The sequence below is a fragment of the Methanolacinia petrolearia DSM 11571 genome (assembly GCF_000147875.1).
Taxonomy (GTDB): Archaea; Halobacteriota; Methanomicrobia; order Methanomicrobiales; family Methanomicrobiaceae; genus Methanolacinia; species Methanolacinia petrolearia.
The window spans coordinates 147,182-164,252 of the sequence record NC_014507.1 but is presented as its reverse complement, the minus strand read 5'-3'; the positions used below and the strand labels follow the sequence as shown (position 1 = coordinate 164,252).

Genomic DNA, 17,071 nt, shown 5'->3' with positions numbered 1-17,071 from the left:
CCGTAAATAATTGTTGATTTTTATCCGACTACTCTTCGATTCCAAGTGCCTCGAGAAGTTCGGGCAGTGGAATACCGTGTCCTTCTGCTGCCTGGCGGATAGTTTCGCCGCTGGCAAGTGCGCATCCGACGCACCCCATTCCAAAACGCATCAGAATTTCTGCAGCTTTCGGATTTTCCTGCAAAAGTTCGGTTAAAGGACTATCTGCTGTTAGTGCCATCACCTATTTTATGCCGCTCATTGTTTTTAATAAATGCTAATATTGCACAACCGGCATATGCACGTCTCACACTTTCGCAGTGCAGAGTCGGAGATTAAATATCACCAAAGTACCGATTATTAACTGGAGATGTTTTATTATGGACATAGATCCGCAGATTACAGAAAGAATCTCCCTTATATTCAAGGAAAAAGGCGTTCTCCTTGAGAACGACAAGATCGAATCGAAGCTGAAACTCCTGACCGCCGACTTCGGCATAGCACCTGAAGAGGCCGAAAAGATGGTGACGAGCGAACTTCTGCGTGAATACGGACTTAACGGCCCCTCGCAGCAGTCGCCTTCCGCCCAGCAGCAGGCTGTACCGATCGCCGGTGTTTCGCCCGGCGACTGGGTGACCGTCGAAGGGAAGATAGTCTCACTCTCCTCTCCGCAATCCGAGGTAATCGCACAGAGCGGAATCCTCTCCGATGAATCCGGAGCTATCAGGTTTATCGTCTGGGCAAAGTCCAATGCACCGCTGCTTGAGGAGCGCAAGTGGTACAGGTTCGAATCGGCAACGGTGGACGAGTACAGGGGTGCACCCAGCATGAAGATCCACTCCGGAACGACGATTACACCCATCGAAATGGAGAAGACATTCATGCCTTCGCCTGTTCCGATCTCAGCGCTGAAACCCGGTGTATCGACTATAAGAGCAAAGGTGATGCAGGACTGGGAGCCGCGTCACGAGAGGATGTTCCAGTCAGGACTGCTCGGCGACGAATCGGGCACTGTAAGATTCGTAACCTGGAAAGACGATACCAATGTCCGCCTCGAAGCAGGAAAGGTCTATAATATCTATTATGCCGGTGTCGACGAATTCCAGGGAAGGCTCTCCATGAACCTGACGGGGGCTATGATCCTGGAAGACGAAGGAGCCGATATCGAGGTTGCCTCCGGAGATACGAAGATCTCGGGTGCTTTCGTGCATATGGGGGGAGGAACGGGCCTTATCAAGCGCTGCAAGGTTGAAGGGTGCAACAGGGCCTTATCCAGGCAGAATTACTGCCCGGTGCACGAGATCCAGAACGACTTCCGCTATGATCTCAGGATAACCGGTGTCGTCGACAACGGACAGAAGGCAACCAATGTCCTTGTCCAGAGGCAGGAAGCCGAGAAACTCACCGGGATCTCCCTTGAAGCGGCTATCGAGACGGCCGAGAACAACCCGCTCGGATTCGACGATGTAATAATGAAGATGCAGGAGGCTCTTTTAGGCAGGTATGTCGAGTGCAAAGGGAGTGATATAGACGGCACTCTGCTCGTCAAGAGCTGTTCTCTTGTGAAGTATGACTCAACCCGCCATGCGGATCTGATCAACAGGGCTTCCGTATTGCCTGAAGGAGGTGAGCAGTAATGAGCAAAGGAGGATTTTCAAGACCTGCAGGAAGTTTTGTCCGCGAACCTGCGATCAGGGTATTCTCAACCGAACTGAGGGAATCAAGACTCCAGTTCAGGGACGGAGAGGACGAAAAAAGCCCGAGCTTCATTCTTCTCCCTACAGGAGAGAGATGCAACAGGATATTCATCTGCGGGGAAGTTACCCAGAAAGAGAAGCGGGGCGACCAGAATACGTTTTATACCGCAAGACTCCGCGACCCGGCAGGGCTTTTCTTCCTGAACGCCGGCAGCTACCAGCAGGAAGCCATGCAGCAGATGGCAAAGATCAACCAGGGCGACTTCGCTGCCGTTGTCGGAAAACCGGGAATCAGGGAGACTCCTGACGGATCGATCTTTGTCACAGTCAGGGTAGAAACAATTACCCGGATCGATAAGGACACCTATCTCACGTGGATCGACGATGCGGCCGAACAGACGCTTGACCGGCTTGAGAAGTTTGGCAGCACGGACGACTCCATGAAAGCTTCGGAGTTCTACAATACGTCAACTGAGCACTACCGGCGTATAGTTTACGAATCGCTTGTTGCAGCCGATATCTAAGTCGCAAACATGCCCGGGAAATCCCGGCAAATCAAATCAATTTTTATAATGCCCTGCATCTTATATTTAACCAGTATACTGTTGTTCACGGCACGGAATCAGGTACAGAACTTGATCCCCCAGCAACGGCAATAATTACAGGGAGTACTGAACGGATATATGGCTTCAAACCGGGAGATGGAGAAGAAGATCGGGGCCCTTGCAGACTACCTCAGGGTGAACCCGGACAAGATCACACCATCAAAAGGGACATTATATTCTTTCAGGGCGTTCTACTACGGCCCTAACAGGGCATACCTGGTGCTTACGGAGATCGAAGCCAATGTTGCCGCCAGGAGGGCGATAATGAACAGACTCTGGGTAATAGCGCTTGAATCCGTCTTCAACTACTTCGATATAGGGTGCTACCCCGCAGACGCCCTCGAAAAGCTCTCGCATGACGATATCAAGAAGATTAACGCCGGTCTCGAAACACTGTTCGAAAAGACATGCGGCATCGAGATCCTCGCCGAGAAGATGTTATCACTCGGGAACAGGGCAAACATACTCGCAGATTACGATCAGAAAGAAAGTACTCATGGCGATTATTTAATCTACAGGCTTTTTTAATCAAAATATTGCTTTAATTTTGTTATTAGAGCCTCGTGGGTTATTTGAAATGCATTAACAACAGGCAAAAAAAAGATCATTCAGCATTTATAAATATATAGAAAAAATAGATCCAATAGTATCTAGTCAAAATTAATTTTCATCAATTTTCCCTGAGGTGGCTTATGGAGCTAAAAGATATCATTAAAGTATTGAAACTTGCAATCGAAGGCGACCACTCGGTCCGGATCGATTCGGATGCCTGCAAAGACCCCGAATTAAAAGAGCTTTCCGATACGATCAACACGGCCATAGAATTTCTTGTGGACTGCAAAAATACGACCGACAGCGTTCAGATGATGATCGCGCAAAATCCCATCCCGATCGTCATCGTAGACAGCAGTTTCAATATCGTGGATGTGAACAAATCGTATGCAGACCTTCTCGGAGTTACTCTTCCTGAGGCTCTTTCAGGCGACAGAAGTCTGTATAAAGCGAAAACATTGAGGGGGGAGGGGGCAGGCGAACTGTTCTCCATGAGGAAGAAGACAGAATGCGAACTTGAGATGACCCTGAGATCGGGTACTGTCAAATACGTCGTGCAGAAGGGGGTTCCGCTCGTCGATGAGAACAATAACGTAAACATAGGAATGTTCGTGTTCCTCGACATCACAAAGGAACGCGAAGAAGAGAGAGAGATCGCAAAGGACCTGAAAAAGATTGAGGCTCTCCAGGAGCGTTCCGAGACGATCGTCCAGCAGAACCCGATGCCCATCATTCTCTGCGACAAAGAGATGAATATCAGAGTTGTAAACCCGGCATACTCCGATCTCTCAGGCATACCGATAAACAGACTGACAAAAATGTCGCTCAGGGACTTTAAGGTCCTGGAGCAGAAGGGCGAAGGGATCAAGAATGTCTTCGAGACAAAAAGAAGATGTTTCGGTGAGGTTAAAGTAGAATTTCCCACAGGAGTAAAGACCCTGGAGCAGTACGGAATTCCGATATTCAACGCTGATGGAGATATCGCAAATCTCCTGATAGTATACAACGACATAACCGCGATCAGGGAGAAGGAAGCCGAAGTTCTCAGGTTGATGGAAGAGCAGAAAGAAAAGGCCGAATCCCTCGAACTGAGCACAAACGATATCGAAAAAGGCCTGAAGGCGATGAGCGACGGTGATTTCACCGTTACCGTGAAACACAGGGAGAACGACCTGCTGAAACAGCTCAAAGACAATTACAACAAAGCGATAAACGAGAGCAGAACCATATTCGGCGATGCGATCAAGGCGATGATAGAGGTCGAGTCGTATATGAGCGACGCGAACCACAGCACCGGAGAGGTCGCAAAGGCGTCCGAACAGGTTGCAATAAACGGACAGAAAGCCGCCGAGCTCACACGCAACCTGCTGCGTGCAATGGAGGAGATCAACAAGGAGATCTCGGACATGTCCGCATCCAACGAAGAGATTGCAAGCACATCGCAGGAGGTTTTGGACCAGTCGGGCAGGGTCTCCGAGATGGGCAGGGAAGCAGAGGAGCTCGGGCGCAACGCGACATCCAAGATGGAAGTCGTAATGGGCATCACGAATAAAAGCGTCGACGAGATCGAAGGCCTCAACAACCAGCTAAAGGAGATCAATAATGTCGTCAGGCTCATCACCGAGATCACGAACCAGATCAATATGCTTGCACTCAATGCCGCAATAGAGGCCGCAAGAGCAGGCGAACACGGGAGAGGCTTTGCGGTCGTCGCCGGAGAGGTCAAAAATCTTGCAACCGATGCAAGAGAGGCGACTGCCCAGATCGACAGCGTTATAGAGAAGATCCAGAAGGCAAGCCTCGGAACTGTCGAATCGATAAAGTCGGCCAATACCGAGGTCACGTCAGGTGCCGAGAGTGTAAATGCAACAATCCGGGCATTGAACAATATCGTAGAAGGCGCCGAGCGTGTTACAACGGATATGGGGGAGATTGCACGGGCAATCGAGGACCAGGCCAATATCGCCAACAAGATCGTCGGCCAGACCGACAAGAGCACGGTGCTTGCCGGAGATGTCCAGAACGAGATCGACGAGCTTGCAGCACTCTCCGAAGAGACAAGCGCCTCCGTGCAGGAGATTGCCAGCGCCGTGGACGAGGTTACAGGTCTTGCAAAACAAATAAAGGAAACAATAAGTCAGTTAAAGGTCTGATAATAATCCACAGGAGACAGATCAATGACAGTCATTGATATCGTTGAGTTCGAGATCAACAACGAGCGTTATGCACTCGATATCGGCCTTACAAGAGAGATCGTTGAGATGATACCGATAACCCCAGTCCCGAGGGCGCCGCCTTACATCGCCGGGATAATCAATCTCCGCGGTGAGATTACAAACATCATCAATCTCAACAATATCCTGGGCCTGCCTGAAAAAAGTGCTGAGGATATAGAGGAGCATAAGATAATCGTTCTTGTTCCTGAAGCCGCCGAAGGATCGATCGTGGGGATCATCGTCGATGCGGTTCATTCGGTCCTCCAGATACCGGAGAAGAATATTGAAAAGGTCAGCGGCGGCCTCTCGAGCGAGGCCTACGTAAAAGGAATAATCAAAATCGAGGACAAGGATACCGAAAACCTGGATACGGAGAAGGGAAGACAGAAAAGACTGATAATCTGGCTGGATATCAGCCAGCTCCTCCAGGATCTTCTGGCTTCAGCCAGGTAGACGGCCTTTACCGCTCTTTTTTTTCACATATCTTTTTATTTTGTCTGAATATTTACCCGTCAGGCCTCCTATGGTCGATGTGATAAGAACCATAACAGCTATTGTTCCCAGAACCAGGGGTGATCCGTATGTCGCAATGGCAAGAGAAAATTCTCCCCTTGCCGTAGTCTCCGACCAGATCTCTATTCCGGAGATGTAGTTTCCGTGTGTCGCCTTTCCAATGACAAGCGATGAGATCAGCTTTGTCGCGACCGCCGCAAGCGAAAGGAGGATCACGGGGATCACCGGAAATCCGGAGGACAGGTCAACGGAGATTCCAAAGAAGACGAAGAATATTACAAGGAATATATCCCTGAAAGGCCTTGCATGCTTTTCGAGTATCTCGGGCTTTGTAACCGACATCGCTGAGCCGATGGCTATTGCAACCAGGGTTGAAGGGATATCGAGGGCAATGGCTACTCCGCCTGCAGCAAGCACAATGGAGAATGTAAACAGAAGCCCGAGATCCTCGTACCTCTCAAGAAATCCTCTGACGGTCTTCCTGAATAAGTAACAGAGGGCAAAAAACCCGGCTATCAGCACCGTAGCGGTTGCTATCACGGCTGCCGGGGATTTGCTTTCCGAAGACAGTGCGACGATGATCAGGAGAAGCATAATATCTTCAAAGACCATTATCCAGAGGATCGTTTCCGATTCGGGAGCCGCAAGTTTCCTGTTCTCGATGAGTGAGGCGACGGCCATCGCCGAACTGCTTATGTAAAAGGCGCAGGCTATGACGACCGCATCCATTACGTCAAATCCCACGACGACTGCGACCGCATACCCAGTGAGGATGTTTATCGCGAGATCGACCGTTCCCGAAACAAGAAATGAACGACCCTGGCCGTATATCTCACCGGGCTTCAGCTCGAGGCCCATCGTAAAGAGGAGGAACAGCAGCCCGGCCTCTGCCAGGAAGTCGGAGACATCGCTCTCCCCGACTATTCCGAGACCACCCGCCCCGAGCAGCAGACCTGCGAACATATACGCGGGAATAGGAGGGAATCTCACCTTCTTCGAGACCCATGCGAGAATAAGGCAGACGAGGAGGGCTAATGCAATTCCTTCAAACATTAACGAACGAATTCCTCCTCAAAGCGCTTCATCTGTTCGGCATTTCCGATTACGAGAACCGAATCGTTCGTTTCAAAACGGAACGAGGGTGACGGGTTGAAGATGCTCTGGCCCTTCCGGCTTACGGCAACTACTGTTACCCCGGTGCTGCTGCGGATATTCAGGTCCCCTATAGTCTTCCCCGAAGTCCTGTCGCCGAGCTTAAATGTATGCATTTTTACTTTCAAATCGGCGAAAGAGGAGAATACCATACATATTTCCTCTTCATCGGTCTCGAGAATTGCACCCGTGAGCACGTTGCCGATCCGTCTCGCTTCGGGAGGTGTCAGATCGGCCGAACAATAGTCTCCGCTTCCGGACCTCACGTAAAGCTGGACACCCTCACCCTCCATGTAGATAATTGATACCCGGTCACCCTTTTCAGTATCAAGTTCGTATTTGGTTCCGATGCCGGGCATATCGCGGGATGTAAATGACATTGAAAGTTTTTTGGGTCCTGATCGAATATCTACATTCCGAATGCGGGAAGGCATTTTCAGGCGCAACTGAAATTGAAAAATTTTAACAGCTTTTGAAAGGAAGGTTATCCTGTGAACGGGATGCGGAGGAGAGATGACGGACAAACCACTTAAAGCCCCTGATATTGCAGAGATGGCCGGAGTTTCCGCCGGCGAGATGAAGAGGATAGCCGAAGAGTACAAAGCGGTTGTCCCGTCAAGGGTTTTCGGGCGGGTAAAACTCTATGAACAGAAAGCCGCGGGAATAGTCGAAAAGATCTCCTCGATGGAGGCCGCAGGAAAGACGACTGCGGATATCATCAGGGAACTTGGAGGCAAAGTCGCTGCAAAAAGTACAAAGGAAAAGACAGGAGAGAAGATCAGGAAAAAACAGAGCGCTCCTGCCGGAAACAATACCCCTCCGGGCAAAAAACCGGCCCCAAGACCGTACCGGGGAAGAGAGGATGAAACCGCCTTCATAGAACTGAAACTTAACAGGCTGACAAACAGGGTGGAGCAGCTTGAAAAACAGCTCCTTGCGGAACGGGCCGAACGTAACGAGGAGAGGAAGGAATATCTCAGGATTATTGCAGAAATAACCGAAAAAGTCGATACCACAGGGAAATGGGTAGATTATTTTGACAAAAAAATCGACGACCTTTCTGCAGGGCAGGACGAATTCAACAAAAAGACACTTGAATGGATCGACTATACCGAAGAAGAAATCGATCTCCTCAAAAAACCGTTCTGGAAAAGGCGCAGATAATAAAACTAACCGATCAGGCATTGGCTTCCGGTAAATTCGAAGTCATAAAAGAATATATATCAAAAAAGGACCTACATAGGAGCTGTACAGGAGGAATTGAGAATGAAAATGGCATATTCGTTCGCAGCAGTGCTTCTTCTGGCGGCATGCCTTCTCTTTGCAGGATGCACCGGAACATGTACAACAATGCTGTATGATGACGACAACGGGAAGACCGTTGATGTTTCAAAGGACTGCGAGATCATGATCGAACTTACGGAAAACCCGACAACCGGGTACACATGGGAGCTCACCGCACCGGGGCTGACATATGTCTCTGACGAGTATGTGCCCGATGCAAACAGCGAGGGTCTCGTCGGTGCCGGCGGAGTCCATGTATTCATATACAAGGCAGAAAACACCGGCATATTCAACATAGAAGGCATCTACAAGCGTTCATGGGAAGAGACATCGACCGATGACACAACCTGGTCGGCAACGGTCGTAGTAAAATAAACCCAACTTTTTTTATCCCGGAACACACGGTTCAGGATTAAATCTTTTCAGAGCCTATAGTAGAGGATATTGAAGCACGGCATATTTCACGCTGAAAGAACATCGGGTCCCCGGGACAAATTCAGCCACGGCACCACAATCATTCTCCTTTCGGCCTGCATTCTCCTGCCGATGATATCGGAGTCGATGCTTGTTGCCGCACTTCCGGGAATAGAACTTGAGTTCTCGACCCAGGGAATAATCGGGGCATGGATCCTTCCGGTAGTTCTTCTCCTTGGAGCGAGTTTATGCCCGTTCCTCGGAACGCTCGGCGACAACCTCGGGAGAAAGAAGGTTCTCTCCATAGGCCTTGCCTTCTATGTCGCCGGGGTTTTGCTCTCGGGCTTCTCGTGGAATATCTGGTCGCTTCTCCTCTTCAGGGCGATGCAGGGCATAGGCATAGCCGCATCCCCAATCGCATTTGCAATAGTATCCGAGCATTTCCCTCCCGAAAGAGTCTCTACAGGGATCGGAATTCTCGCCGGATGCTACGGGGCGGGGACACTCCTCGGTATTTTCTTCGGGTCGATCGTGACCGGTATCCTCGGGTGGAGATGGACATACTATATCCTGATCCCGGTTGTCATCCTGCATCTTGTACTGGTAAATCTCAAAATCCCCTCGTCGCCCGGAACTCCCGGGAGAAAATCGGACTGGGCAGGCGCTTTCCTCCTGCTGGCCGCGATTTTCTTCCTTATGACGGCCGTAACTCTCTGCTACGGAGGAGAGTTCGAGCCCGTGCCGGTCGCTGTTTCGGTGGCACTTTCAGTTATAGCGGGCGTATTGTTCGTATACTGCGAAAAGAAATCGGCATTCCCTTCAATAGACCTCAGGATGCTTAAAAAAAGGAAGGTTGCCATAATCGCGGCGATGGCGCTGCTTTTGAACATGACTACCTTCCTCTACGTTCAGGTATTCCCGTTCATAATCCAGTCCCCCGCAGGCCTTATGCTCGGCGAACTTTTCGTCGGCTGTATAATGGTTCCCGGCTCCATCGCAGATATGATAATGAGTACGTCGGCGGGCGTCTGGGTGCGAAGGAAAGGCCATAAACCGGTGTTTTACCTGGGCGGGATACTGATAATAATCGCACCGCTCGTATATTTCCTGCTGCCTCTGTCCGTAATCACGCTCGCGGCGGTCTACACCATATTCTGTGCGGGCATGGGAATGATCTCAACGGCCTATCTCATCCTGATGATCGGCACCGTTCCGCCGGACAGGACCGCGGGTGCAACCGGGCTCCTGAATTCATACACGAACATCGGCGGCATGATCGGGCCGATAATAACCGGCATCTTCCTTGCGACATTCTCGATAAAAACCGTAACAAACGGCGTATCATGGCAGACCCCGACAGCAGAAGCTTTTTTTTACACATTTGCAACCGGCACGGCTGCAGCACTTGTGATAATGATGCTGATAATCGCGATAAACAACGGGCGGAAGGTTCAATTATGAAATTTTCCCGTATCTGCTGAAAATTATTTATTTGTTTAAAATTAATCATCTCTCTATGCTACAAAGGAAGAGTGCATTGTTATGCATGACCCTGGCGGCACTGGGACTGTTATTCCTGGCGGTATGCACACCCTGTGCAGCCATGAATATCGAGGTATCCGACGGAACCCTCCCCGACTCACAGGACGAGGCCGCTACAATAACATATACCATAGTTATTACAGGACTGCCGAAACAAGCGGAATATCTTGAGATCAGCACCGATCTTATTCCAGTTTCAGACTCCACGCTCTGGACCGTACCCGATACGACCTATGTCGAGATCGAAGGCGGAGAAGATTCACTGAACGACCAGAAGATCACGCTCAAGATCCTCGAGTACCCCGACCAGGGCATAACGGTCACATGCTCCGGCAGGGCGCCTTCGCTGACCTCGGTCGAGACTGTCGACGGCGTCGTCATTACGAAGAGGGTAGAGCAGAGCACCGGCTACATCTATTACCACGTACGTGCGCTGGATGAAAACGGCGATCTTCTCGGAACGGCTGCAACCGAGACCTTTTCGATAACAATACCCGGAGAGGACGTCTTCAAGGAAAGACTGAACGCGGTCTCGGACACCGACATGAGAGCGATCATCGACGATCTCTACTCGAAGGGCCTGACTGACGAGGCAGGAGACCTGCTCGATTACTGGGAAGCGCCGAAGGAGTCGACGGTCTCTCTTACGATGACCGCCATCGTCGCGATAGTCCTCATGATCATAGGACTGGTCGTTGGTGTCATCTTCGGCCAGGTCAGGGCAAGGAACATGCAGGACTTCGAGGATGACTACAGGGGGAGATGAGAGTGCCAAATGACGGCATAATCGAGGGAAGGCCCTTCCAGATGCCCGACGAACTTACCGTCGTAGCGGTAGGCGGATGCGGAAAGAAGCTGATCTCGCAGATCTACGAGCACGACTGGTTCCTGAAGCACTACCTCTCCGACGCCAAGAGACTTACCCTCTATACTTTCGACACCGATACCAACCAGAGGAAAGAAGACCTCCGGAGGGTCACGGGCGTCGAGAAGAAGCTCTCCGAGATCCAGAAGACCGAAAACCTCACAGGCGGTAGCGTCAAGGCATTCCACTATCACATCCCCGATCTCGCGAATGTCGACCGGGTATCGTCCCTGACTTCAAAGGATATAATCGAGCAGGTAAAGAACCGGAGGGAGCCGCCGCTCGTGGACGTCTGGTGGATGAACGACCCGGATTACGGCTTCGACTACCAGGAGCTGAAGAAGGTCGACCCGAATATCGTCGACGACTTCGGCGGGGGAGTCCACAGGCGCCGTGCGATCTCCAAGGCCGTATTCTACAAGGCCATAACGCAGGGCGGCGAGCAGTTCCCCTCCTTCCAGGGGCACGGGCCGGTGGCGATCATCGTCGGACTCGGCGGAGGAACCGGCTCGGGAATGTTCATCGATCTCGCCCGCTACATCAAGGAGAAACGCGGACAGGAGGCAAAGATCTGGCTCTTCTGCGTCCTTCCTGCGGCAGGAGAAGGGGAGAAGGAGCAGCTCAACGCAGCAATCGCACTCTCGGAGATCGAATACCTGAACATGAAGGACGACAAGCTCTTCAACTATATCGTACTCTCGTCCTTAAGCCCGACCGGCTACGTAGACGGCGGCGACCGGAAGAGGGAGGTTGTCGAGTTCGATTCGGCCTTCCCTTACATGTTCATCAACGCATTCTACCTCCCGACGGCCGACATATCGGCGATAGTCGATGCAAAGAGAGACTATTCGGGATTCATATTCGCGGACTCGCATGTGATCGAGTACCCTGTCGAGAACCTCCGGACCCTGAAAAAAGGATTCGAGGATGTGATCGCATCCTACTCGGAGATCTCGAACGAAAGAACACGCCTCTTAAAGGAGATCTCGACCTTCTTCGCCACGAACGAAAACCTCTACCCGGCCGAGTTCTCTAAGACGGACACGGAGATTACGCATTCCGACGTTACCAAATTCAAGAAGGAGATCGAGAAGATCAGGAATGTCTGGGAGAACGAGATCACGTCGCTTCTCAACTTCCAGACACAGAATATCATCGAATCCGCAATAAGCAACAACATGCCGGTGGAGCTGAAGGAGCTTGACAGGATTAACGAATTCGACAAGCTCGCCGAGTATGTCACAAGACTGAAGAAATCTCTCGAAAACGAGAGCAAACCTCACGAGAACGCGAAGGACCAGGAGCTCTACGAACTTGTCAAAAAGAATCTCAACCTACTCGGGCAGATGGCCGAACTCCAGAACAAGGCGCTCGCGGTCAGGGACAACTCAGCCCGGCTCGCCCTTGCAAACCTGATCAGGGGCGAGGAGAACTTCGGAAAGATTTCAGGGGATATATCCTCGGAGACCGGAAAGCTCAGGGCGGACGTAAGCGAGGCAGATACCAAAGTCTCGAAGAAAAGAGCGGAGCTCGACGAGATCGTAAAGCTCAGGGACAGGGATGTCGGCCTTGTCAAATCGGAGATCAACGCCCTCGCAAAACCTGTCGACGATTATATCGCACTGGGCCACGGAGGGGATGAAAGCGGCAGGTCGCTTGAGGATCTCGAAAGAGAGTATATTGATAAATTCGCATGGTTGATGTCGCTCCTTATTGAAAGGATCAATGAAACCTCTGGCAAGAAGAAGCTGAAGCCGATCAGGCGCGATGCCTGGATGGGCTCACTTCCGCTCGGCGAGATGCAGACCGACATCGACAGGCTGGAAAAGATTACCGGAACCGATCTTGCATACCTGAACGACCTCGCCGAATCCGTCTCGCTCTACTACTTCAACGACTACATGATGAGGGTAGCCAAAAAACAGGGATTCGGGGACAGTCTCCTCGGGAAGAAGCTCAACTTCGAGATGTTCAGGAGTGAGAAGGCAACAAAGGAGGAACGCATCAACAAGATCGCGAGGATGCACCCCGGAAGGATCTTCATCCGCGAACCCTTCGAGATATATGTCCAGGACAGGTTCATCACGGGAGAGTTCGACTCGAAGATGGTCTCCCTCCGCGAGGCCGTGATCGAGCCGCTCGTCTCCCAGTTCAATCTCGAATCCGAGGAGAAGAAGGCGCTTATATCCTCGTTTTCAGGCGGAGACAGCGGACGGATACTCTCTGGCCTCAGGGAACGGCTTACAGGGATCATCAACAGCCGCGAAGGATACGAATCGAGAATCGACAGTATCAACGGCGAGATCGACGGCCTTATCCAGTCCAAAAAGGAGATGCAGCAGGAGATCGAGTTCTTCACCAGGCTCGACGAGCTCATCTCCTCCTCGTTTGAGGCAAGGAAGAAGCTCAAAGCCGCACTCGACAGCTACGACTCGGGCCTCAGGGATATCGAGGAGAGAAGACGCGGAGGCTCGAAGACCATCGAAGGCATGTACAGGACATGGTTCGGGGAGATCAATCCCGCCATACTGTCCCTGCTAAACGACGACTCGGACCTCTCTTCGCTCGACTACGACAACGACGGGAAGAAGGAGATCGAGAAGCTCTACAATATCGTCAGGTGGAAGTACAAGGATCTCATAGATGCTCACAAGCTCGGCGTGAACAACCTCTCCGTCGGCCACGGGCCGGGAGGAACGGAGAGATGGAGCTTCGAGAAATCCGCACTCGTCGCATCGTCGCCCTCCAGGTGGCTTTCACAGATGACCGACAACAACGCGGGAGACTTCAGGCGATACCTCGTTAAGGCCCTCGACCTCAAGGGTGTGGACTCCGCCAAGGTTAACTCGCACAACTACACGAAGCCCTGGGAGGTCTCGCTCACTTTCTTTGCCGCGGCAAGCTTCCTCGACAATATCTCCCCCCTTACGACAGGCGGCGGGTACTGGGAGAAATACGAGAGATCGAAGAACAACATCCTGCATCACGCCCTCTACCTCCAGCAGGGGAAGTATGTCACCCGCAAACGCACCCTCCTGCTCGCCGATGCGGCAGAGATCGCAGGCCTTGAAGACGGCAACAAGAAGTCGAGGGACGAGGCAAAGGAGAGAGTTCTTGATCTTTACGAGGTGAAGGATATCAAAGAGGCTGCCGGGGAATGATAATCAACAACAAAAGGCGGAAGATCTATCTTCTCGCCGGCCTTCCTCTCGCCGTAATAGTTGCATACATATTCGTACGAATCGCGCCGTACTTCAAGAACCACCCGACCCCTGCGGGATTGACCGTATTCATGGAGTTCCTCTGCGGCCTGTTCTTTGCAATCGCGATAGGTATGATCTTCAACGAGGACTCGAGGATCAACGGGATCATATACTGCGGAATATTCGCGGCAATCCCTGTATTCTATGTCAATGTCAGCCCTTGGGCGAATATAACGCTTCTCCTGCTCGCGTTCGGATCGGGAGCGGGAGTGGGCGCGGTTGCCGTGATCAGGTCCGTTCTATCGAACAGGTACGACAGCCTTGCGAAGATCGCAAAACTCCTGTTCACGATATTCTTCGCGATAATTATCGGGTTCCTGGCATACGAACTCTATGCCTCATCCTTCTCTGCCGATGCATCGGTATCTGAGGACCTGATCCTGCAGAACGTATTCGTATTCGGGACAGGCATCGTCATATCGCTGGTCTTATACTGGCTCGCCATCAGGATCACTATAGGGGTTCGTGCCTCGGAGATATTCATATTCGGGCCGAGGTCATCTGGAAAGACCTACTTCGTGCTCGGCCTCTGGGGCTACATCTCAGAACACTTCGAAAAAGGGCACTCGAACGAGGGTGTCGTCCTCACGGGCGATCCCAATGACGACGGCGAGGACCTCAGGATATCGAACCTCTATGCAAATGTGCTCGACGGCCAGATACTGTCGAGGACATACAGGTACCAGATGGTGATGTACCAGCTCACCGGAAAGAAGTTCGGCATAATTCCTGTAAAATGGACGGTCGTCGACTATGCGGGAGAATATTACGACGAGCTGAACGAGGTGAACTACACCAGGGCCATAAACCAGATCGCACCTGCACTCGGGATGCACCCCAACGATATCAGGAGGCGTGCCGGGACGATAGACTTCGTGAAGTACATAAAATTGAACTTCAGGGACATGCTCGTCGACCCGGAGTTCACGAAGAGCGTCATACTGATCACGATGTACGGGAACTTCCTGAGAGCAGGCAAAGTGATCTTCCTCATCGACGGCGAAAAGATAACCGGAAGCAGGAAAGGCCAGGCCCAGCTTGCAAGGGAGTTCGGCGGTTACATGAAGACACTTATCGATCTTGAAAACCGGCAGAATATGAGATTCTTCAACCCCAACAAGAAGTACGCCCTCGCCGTTACCAAGACCGACCTTCTCTTCTGGAAAAACAAGGAGATAAGGAACCAGATACTCTCGATGGGTGCGGAGAAGCTCTCGGGCATAGACGACCACTCGAGGAACGCCAGCGAGATCGAGAAGAAGATATTCTCGATACTCTCCGCAAATACGGTATTCAGAAATCTCGTCAATATGATGAACGATATCTCGATGTACTTCGTCGCGGTCTCGGTGGACGCGACAGCCGAGCCTTTCCCGACCGAAGAGGGCTTCGAGGACGAGATCGCTCCGAAGGGCCTTGCGCCGTGGAGGTTTACCGAGATAATAAAATTCGGCCTTTAGACCGGACTAAAAGGACGAAGAATAATGGAAGAAAATTACGGAATATTTACAACAGACGGCCAGAGGCTCGCAGGAAACCTCCAGGACGAGTCGATTACGGGACTCGCGGAGAGGCTGGACGAGAGCACGGCGTCGCTTTTTATAAAAACATCAGGAACATTTGTCTGGCTCGGAACCGCTGTCAACGTCCAGAAGAAGGGAAGACGGCCGGACACCTTCATTTATATCGAAAAGACATCCTGGTACGGGTCGCTTCCGCCGAGGATCGACCTCTCATACATACACGAATTCTTCGAAAGGGTTGCCGACAGGCTCTCTTCGATCGACTACGGGATACGCGATCTCGCGTCAGATACCGCATTCATAGGAGAGCGCCGGGGCAGATTCGTCTCCGGCCTCTCCGGGACCGGCGTGGTCGAGTACGCACTAGGGAAGACTCTTCTCTGCAAAGAGGTCGTGTGCGTATCCGACGACCTCTCGAAATCGGTCGACTTTGTCGTGGCGACAGCGGAGAAGCTCTCCCCGTTCCTCTACGCAGGATTCACAATCGTCGTCTCGAAGAGAAGTTTCAGGGGAGCGGATATCCTTGTCACCGAAAAGACGGCGGCAAAGGCGGATATCCGGCTGGATACCGAAACGATAGAGGATACGAAGTGGACGGATATCTACCGGACCGCAGGTGTTCTCCCCCAGAAGCCGGGAATGGCGCACTGGGCGGCCGAAAGAAGGAGCAGGAGACAGATCGCAGAAAGGCTCCTCTCGGACCTGAAGAAGAATGCCAGGGCAGCAGGAAGGAGTTCATACCTGGAATCTTTTATCGATTCCGAGGAGATCGAGAAGTTCCCCTGCGAAAAAGACGGAGTCACAGGAGCCTTATCGGTGCAGGGGGAGCCTTCCACCGGAAAGAGGAACGGGTGGACCCCGTCCGAGGACGACTATGGTAAATGGGAGGTCTCGGAATACGACCGCATGAAACTGATGGACGATTACGAGCAGCTGATGGAGACGAGGAGGAAGAAGAGAATAAAGATAATCACTGCAGTGTTCGTAATCTTCATTCTTGCCGCAGCAGCGGTTTTCGTAATCGTAAAGCCCGCAGGACTCACCGGGTTCCTGCCCGGATTCCCGGTCCAGACTTCTCCAACCTCCACGTCAACGCCATACATCACGCCGTCTGAAACGATCGCCCAGCCAGAGGGTAACATCACCATCGAAAGGCTGATCGCAAGCCCCGGCAATATCCCTGAAGGGCTGATGGGTGTAAGCGGTACCTACAATATAACGACAGACTCCCCGCAGACAGTATTGATCGAACTTACCGGGAGTTACGACCCGCTCTTATCCTACTACCTCATGGAGTTCAATACGTCCGGCTATTCGTGGGATTACGTGACCGGGACATCGGAATACTCGGAGGCCGGTGCGATGGTCGTCATACATGAATCAGGCATCTACAGGATATTTACTGCAAGAACCGGGCCGGAAGAGAATATTACAGATACGAATACGACCGGCGGGGCATGATTATC

At 51.7% G+C, this 17,071-nt stretch carries 15 protein-coding genes; 12 read left to right on the top strand and 3 right to left on the bottom strand.

What is annotated here, in order from left to right; translation table 11 throughout:
- Positions 1-28: 28 nt before the first annotated feature.
- Positions 29-220, bottom strand: coding sequence for a DUF1858 domain-containing protein (locus MPET_RS00750; RefSeq protein WP_013328104.1), 192 nt, complete (start codon positions 218-220; stop codon positions 29-31).
- A 139-nt stretch (positions 221-359) separates the two neighbouring features.
- Between MPET_RS00750 and MPET_RS00745 the strand changes: the two genes are divergently transcribed.
- From MPET_RS00745 to MPET_RS00725, 5 genes are all read left to right on the top strand, one after another.
- Positions 360-1,616, top strand: coding sequence for a nucleotide-binding protein (locus MPET_RS00745; protein WP_013328103.1), 1,257 nt, complete (start codon positions 360-362; stop codon positions 1,614-1,616).
- Positions 1,616-2,200 carry a nucleic acid-binding protein gene (locus MPET_RS00740; protein WP_013328102.1) on the top strand — a complete coding sequence of 195 codons (585 nt, stop codon included), beginning with the start codon at positions 1,616-1,618 and terminating at the stop codon, positions 2,198-2,200. Before MPET_RS00745 ends, MPET_RS00740 begins: the two co-directional genes overlap by 1 nt.
- A 159-nt stretch (positions 2,201-2,359) precedes the next feature.
- On the top strand, positions 2,360-2,809 hold the full coding sequence (locus MPET_RS00735; protein ID WP_013328101.1) for a hypothetical protein: 450 nt from the start codon (positions 2,360-2,362) through the stop codon (positions 2,807-2,809).
- 164 nt (positions 2,810-2,973) lie between these two features.
- Positions 2,974-4,986, top strand: a complete 2,013-nt coding sequence (locus MPET_RS00730; protein ID WP_013328100.1) for a methyl-accepting chemotaxis protein — start codon at positions 2,974-2,976, stop codon at positions 4,984-4,986.
- A 24-nt stretch (positions 4,987-5,010) separates the two neighbouring features.
- Positions 5,011-5,502 carry a chemotaxis protein CheW gene (locus MPET_RS00725; RefSeq protein WP_013328099.1) on the top strand — a complete coding sequence of 164 codons (492 nt, stop codon included), beginning with the start codon at positions 5,011-5,013 and terminating at the stop codon, positions 5,500-5,502.
- Here the strand turns inward: MPET_RS00725 and MPET_RS00720 are convergent.
- Entirely contained in the window at positions 5,491-6,615 is a 1,125-nt protein-coding gene (locus MPET_RS00720; RefSeq protein WP_013328098.1) for a cation:proton antiporter, read from the bottom strand. The genes MPET_RS00725 and MPET_RS00720 overlap by 12 nt on opposite strands.
- Positions 6,615-7,094: a TrkA C-terminal domain-containing protein gene (locus MPET_RS00715; protein WP_048130447.1), complete on the bottom strand. Its 480-nt coding sequence runs from the start codon at positions 7,092-7,094 to the stop codon at positions 6,615-6,617. Before MPET_RS00715 ends, MPET_RS00720 begins: the two co-directional genes overlap by 1 nt.
- Before the next feature lie 133 nt (positions 7,095-7,227).
- Here MPET_RS00715 and MPET_RS00710 point away from each other — a divergent pair, with 133 nt between their 5' ends.
- From MPET_RS00710 to MPET_RS00680, 7 genes are all read left to right on the top strand, one after another.
- Positions 7,228-7,878 carry a hypothetical protein gene (locus MPET_RS00710; RefSeq protein ID WP_013328096.1) on the top strand — a complete coding sequence of 217 codons (651 nt, stop codon included), beginning with the start codon at positions 7,228-7,230 and terminating at the stop codon, positions 7,876-7,878.
- A gap of 102 nt (positions 7,879-7,980) precedes the next feature.
- Positions 7,981-8,373: a protease inhibitor I42 family protein gene (locus MPET_RS00705; RefSeq protein ID WP_013328095.1), complete on the top strand. Its 393-nt coding sequence runs from the start codon at positions 7,981-7,983 to the stop codon at positions 8,371-8,373.
- A 69-nt stretch (positions 8,374-8,442) separates the two neighbouring features.
- Positions 8,443-9,873, top strand: coding sequence for an MFS transporter (locus MPET_RS00700; RefSeq protein WP_013328094.1), 1,431 nt, complete (start codon positions 8,443-8,445; stop codon positions 9,871-9,873).
- A gap of 55 nt (positions 9,874-9,928) precedes the next feature.
- Positions 9,929-10,720 carry a hypothetical protein gene (locus MPET_RS00695; RefSeq protein ID WP_013328093.1) on the top strand — a complete coding sequence of 264 codons (792 nt, stop codon included), beginning with the start codon at positions 9,929-9,931 and terminating at the stop codon, positions 10,718-10,720.
- A complete protein-coding gene (locus tag MPET_RS00690) occupies positions 10,717-13,980 on the top strand; it encodes a tubulin-like doman-containing protein (protein WP_013328092.1) in 3,264 nt (1,087 codons plus the stop codon). Before MPET_RS00695 ends, MPET_RS00690 begins: the two co-directional genes overlap by 4 nt.
- The gene (locus MPET_RS00685) at positions 13,977-15,542 is read left to right on the top strand and encodes a hypothetical protein (protein ID WP_013328091.1); all 1,566 of its coding nucleotides are present in this window, start codon (positions 13,977-13,979) and stop codon (positions 15,540-15,542) included. Before MPET_RS00690 ends, MPET_RS00685 begins: the two co-directional genes overlap by 4 nt.
- A 24-nt stretch (positions 15,543-15,566) precedes the next feature.
- The gene (locus tag MPET_RS00680; RefSeq protein ID WP_013328090.1) at positions 15,567-17,066 is read left to right on the top strand and encodes a hypothetical protein; all 1,500 of its coding nucleotides are present in this window, start codon (positions 15,567-15,569) and stop codon (positions 17,064-17,066) included.
- The last annotated feature ends 5 nt before the right edge of the window (positions 17,067-17,071 follow it).

What these genes read in the sequence shown, in the direction of transcription:
- MPET_RS00750 (WP_013328104.1), bottom strand. Translation starts at nt 220, where the DNA reads ATGGCACTAACAGCAGATAGTCCTTTAACCGAACTTTTGCAGGAAAAT.
- MPET_RS00745 (WP_013328103.1), top strand. Translation starts at nt 360, where the DNA reads ATGGACATAGATCCGCAGATTACAGAAAGAATCTCCCTTATATTCAAG.
- MPET_RS00740 (WP_013328102.1), top strand. Translation starts at nt 1,616, where the DNA reads ATGAGCAAAGGAGGATTTTCAAGACCTGCAGGAAGTTTTGTCCGCGAA.
- MPET_RS00735 (WP_013328101.1), top strand. Translation starts at nt 2,360, where the DNA reads ATGGCTTCAAACCGGGAGATGGAGAAGAAGATCGGGGCCCTTGCAGAC.
- MPET_RS00730 (WP_013328100.1), top strand. Translation starts at nt 2,974, where the DNA reads ATGGAGCTAAAAGATATCATTAAAGTATTGAAACTTGCAATCGAAGGC.
- MPET_RS00725 (WP_013328099.1), top strand. Translation starts at nt 5,011, where the DNA reads ATGACAGTCATTGATATCGTTGAGTTCGAGATCAACAACGAGCGTTAT.
- MPET_RS00720 (WP_013328098.1), bottom strand. Translation starts at nt 6,615, where the DNA reads ATGTTTGAAGGAATTGCATTAGCCCTCCTCGTCTGCCTTATTCTCGCA.
- MPET_RS00715 (WP_048130447.1), bottom strand. Translation starts at nt 7,094, where the DNA reads ATGTCATTTACATCCCGCGATATGCCCGGCATCGGAACCAAATACGAA.
- MPET_RS00710 (WP_013328096.1), top strand. Translation starts at nt 7,228, where the DNA reads ATGACGGACAAACCACTTAAAGCCCCTGATATTGCAGAGATGGCCGGA.
- MPET_RS00705 (WP_013328095.1), top strand. Translation starts at nt 7,981, where the DNA reads ATGAAAATGGCATATTCGTTCGCAGCAGTGCTTCTTCTGGCGGCATGC.
- MPET_RS00695 (WP_013328093.1), top strand. Translation starts at nt 9,929, where the DNA reads ATGCTACAAAGGAAGAGTGCATTGTTATGCATGACCCTGGCGGCACTG.
- MPET_RS00690 (WP_013328092.1), top strand. Translation starts at nt 10,717, where the DNA reads ATGAGAGTGCCAAATGACGGCATAATCGAGGGAAGGCCCTTCCAGATG.
- MPET_RS00685 (WP_013328091.1), top strand. Translation starts at nt 13,977, where the DNA reads ATGATAATCAACAACAAAAGGCGGAAGATCTATCTTCTCGCCGGCCTT.
- MPET_RS00680 (WP_013328090.1), top strand. Translation starts at nt 15,567, where the DNA reads ATGGAAGAAAATTACGGAATATTTACAACAGACGGCCAGAGGCTCGCA.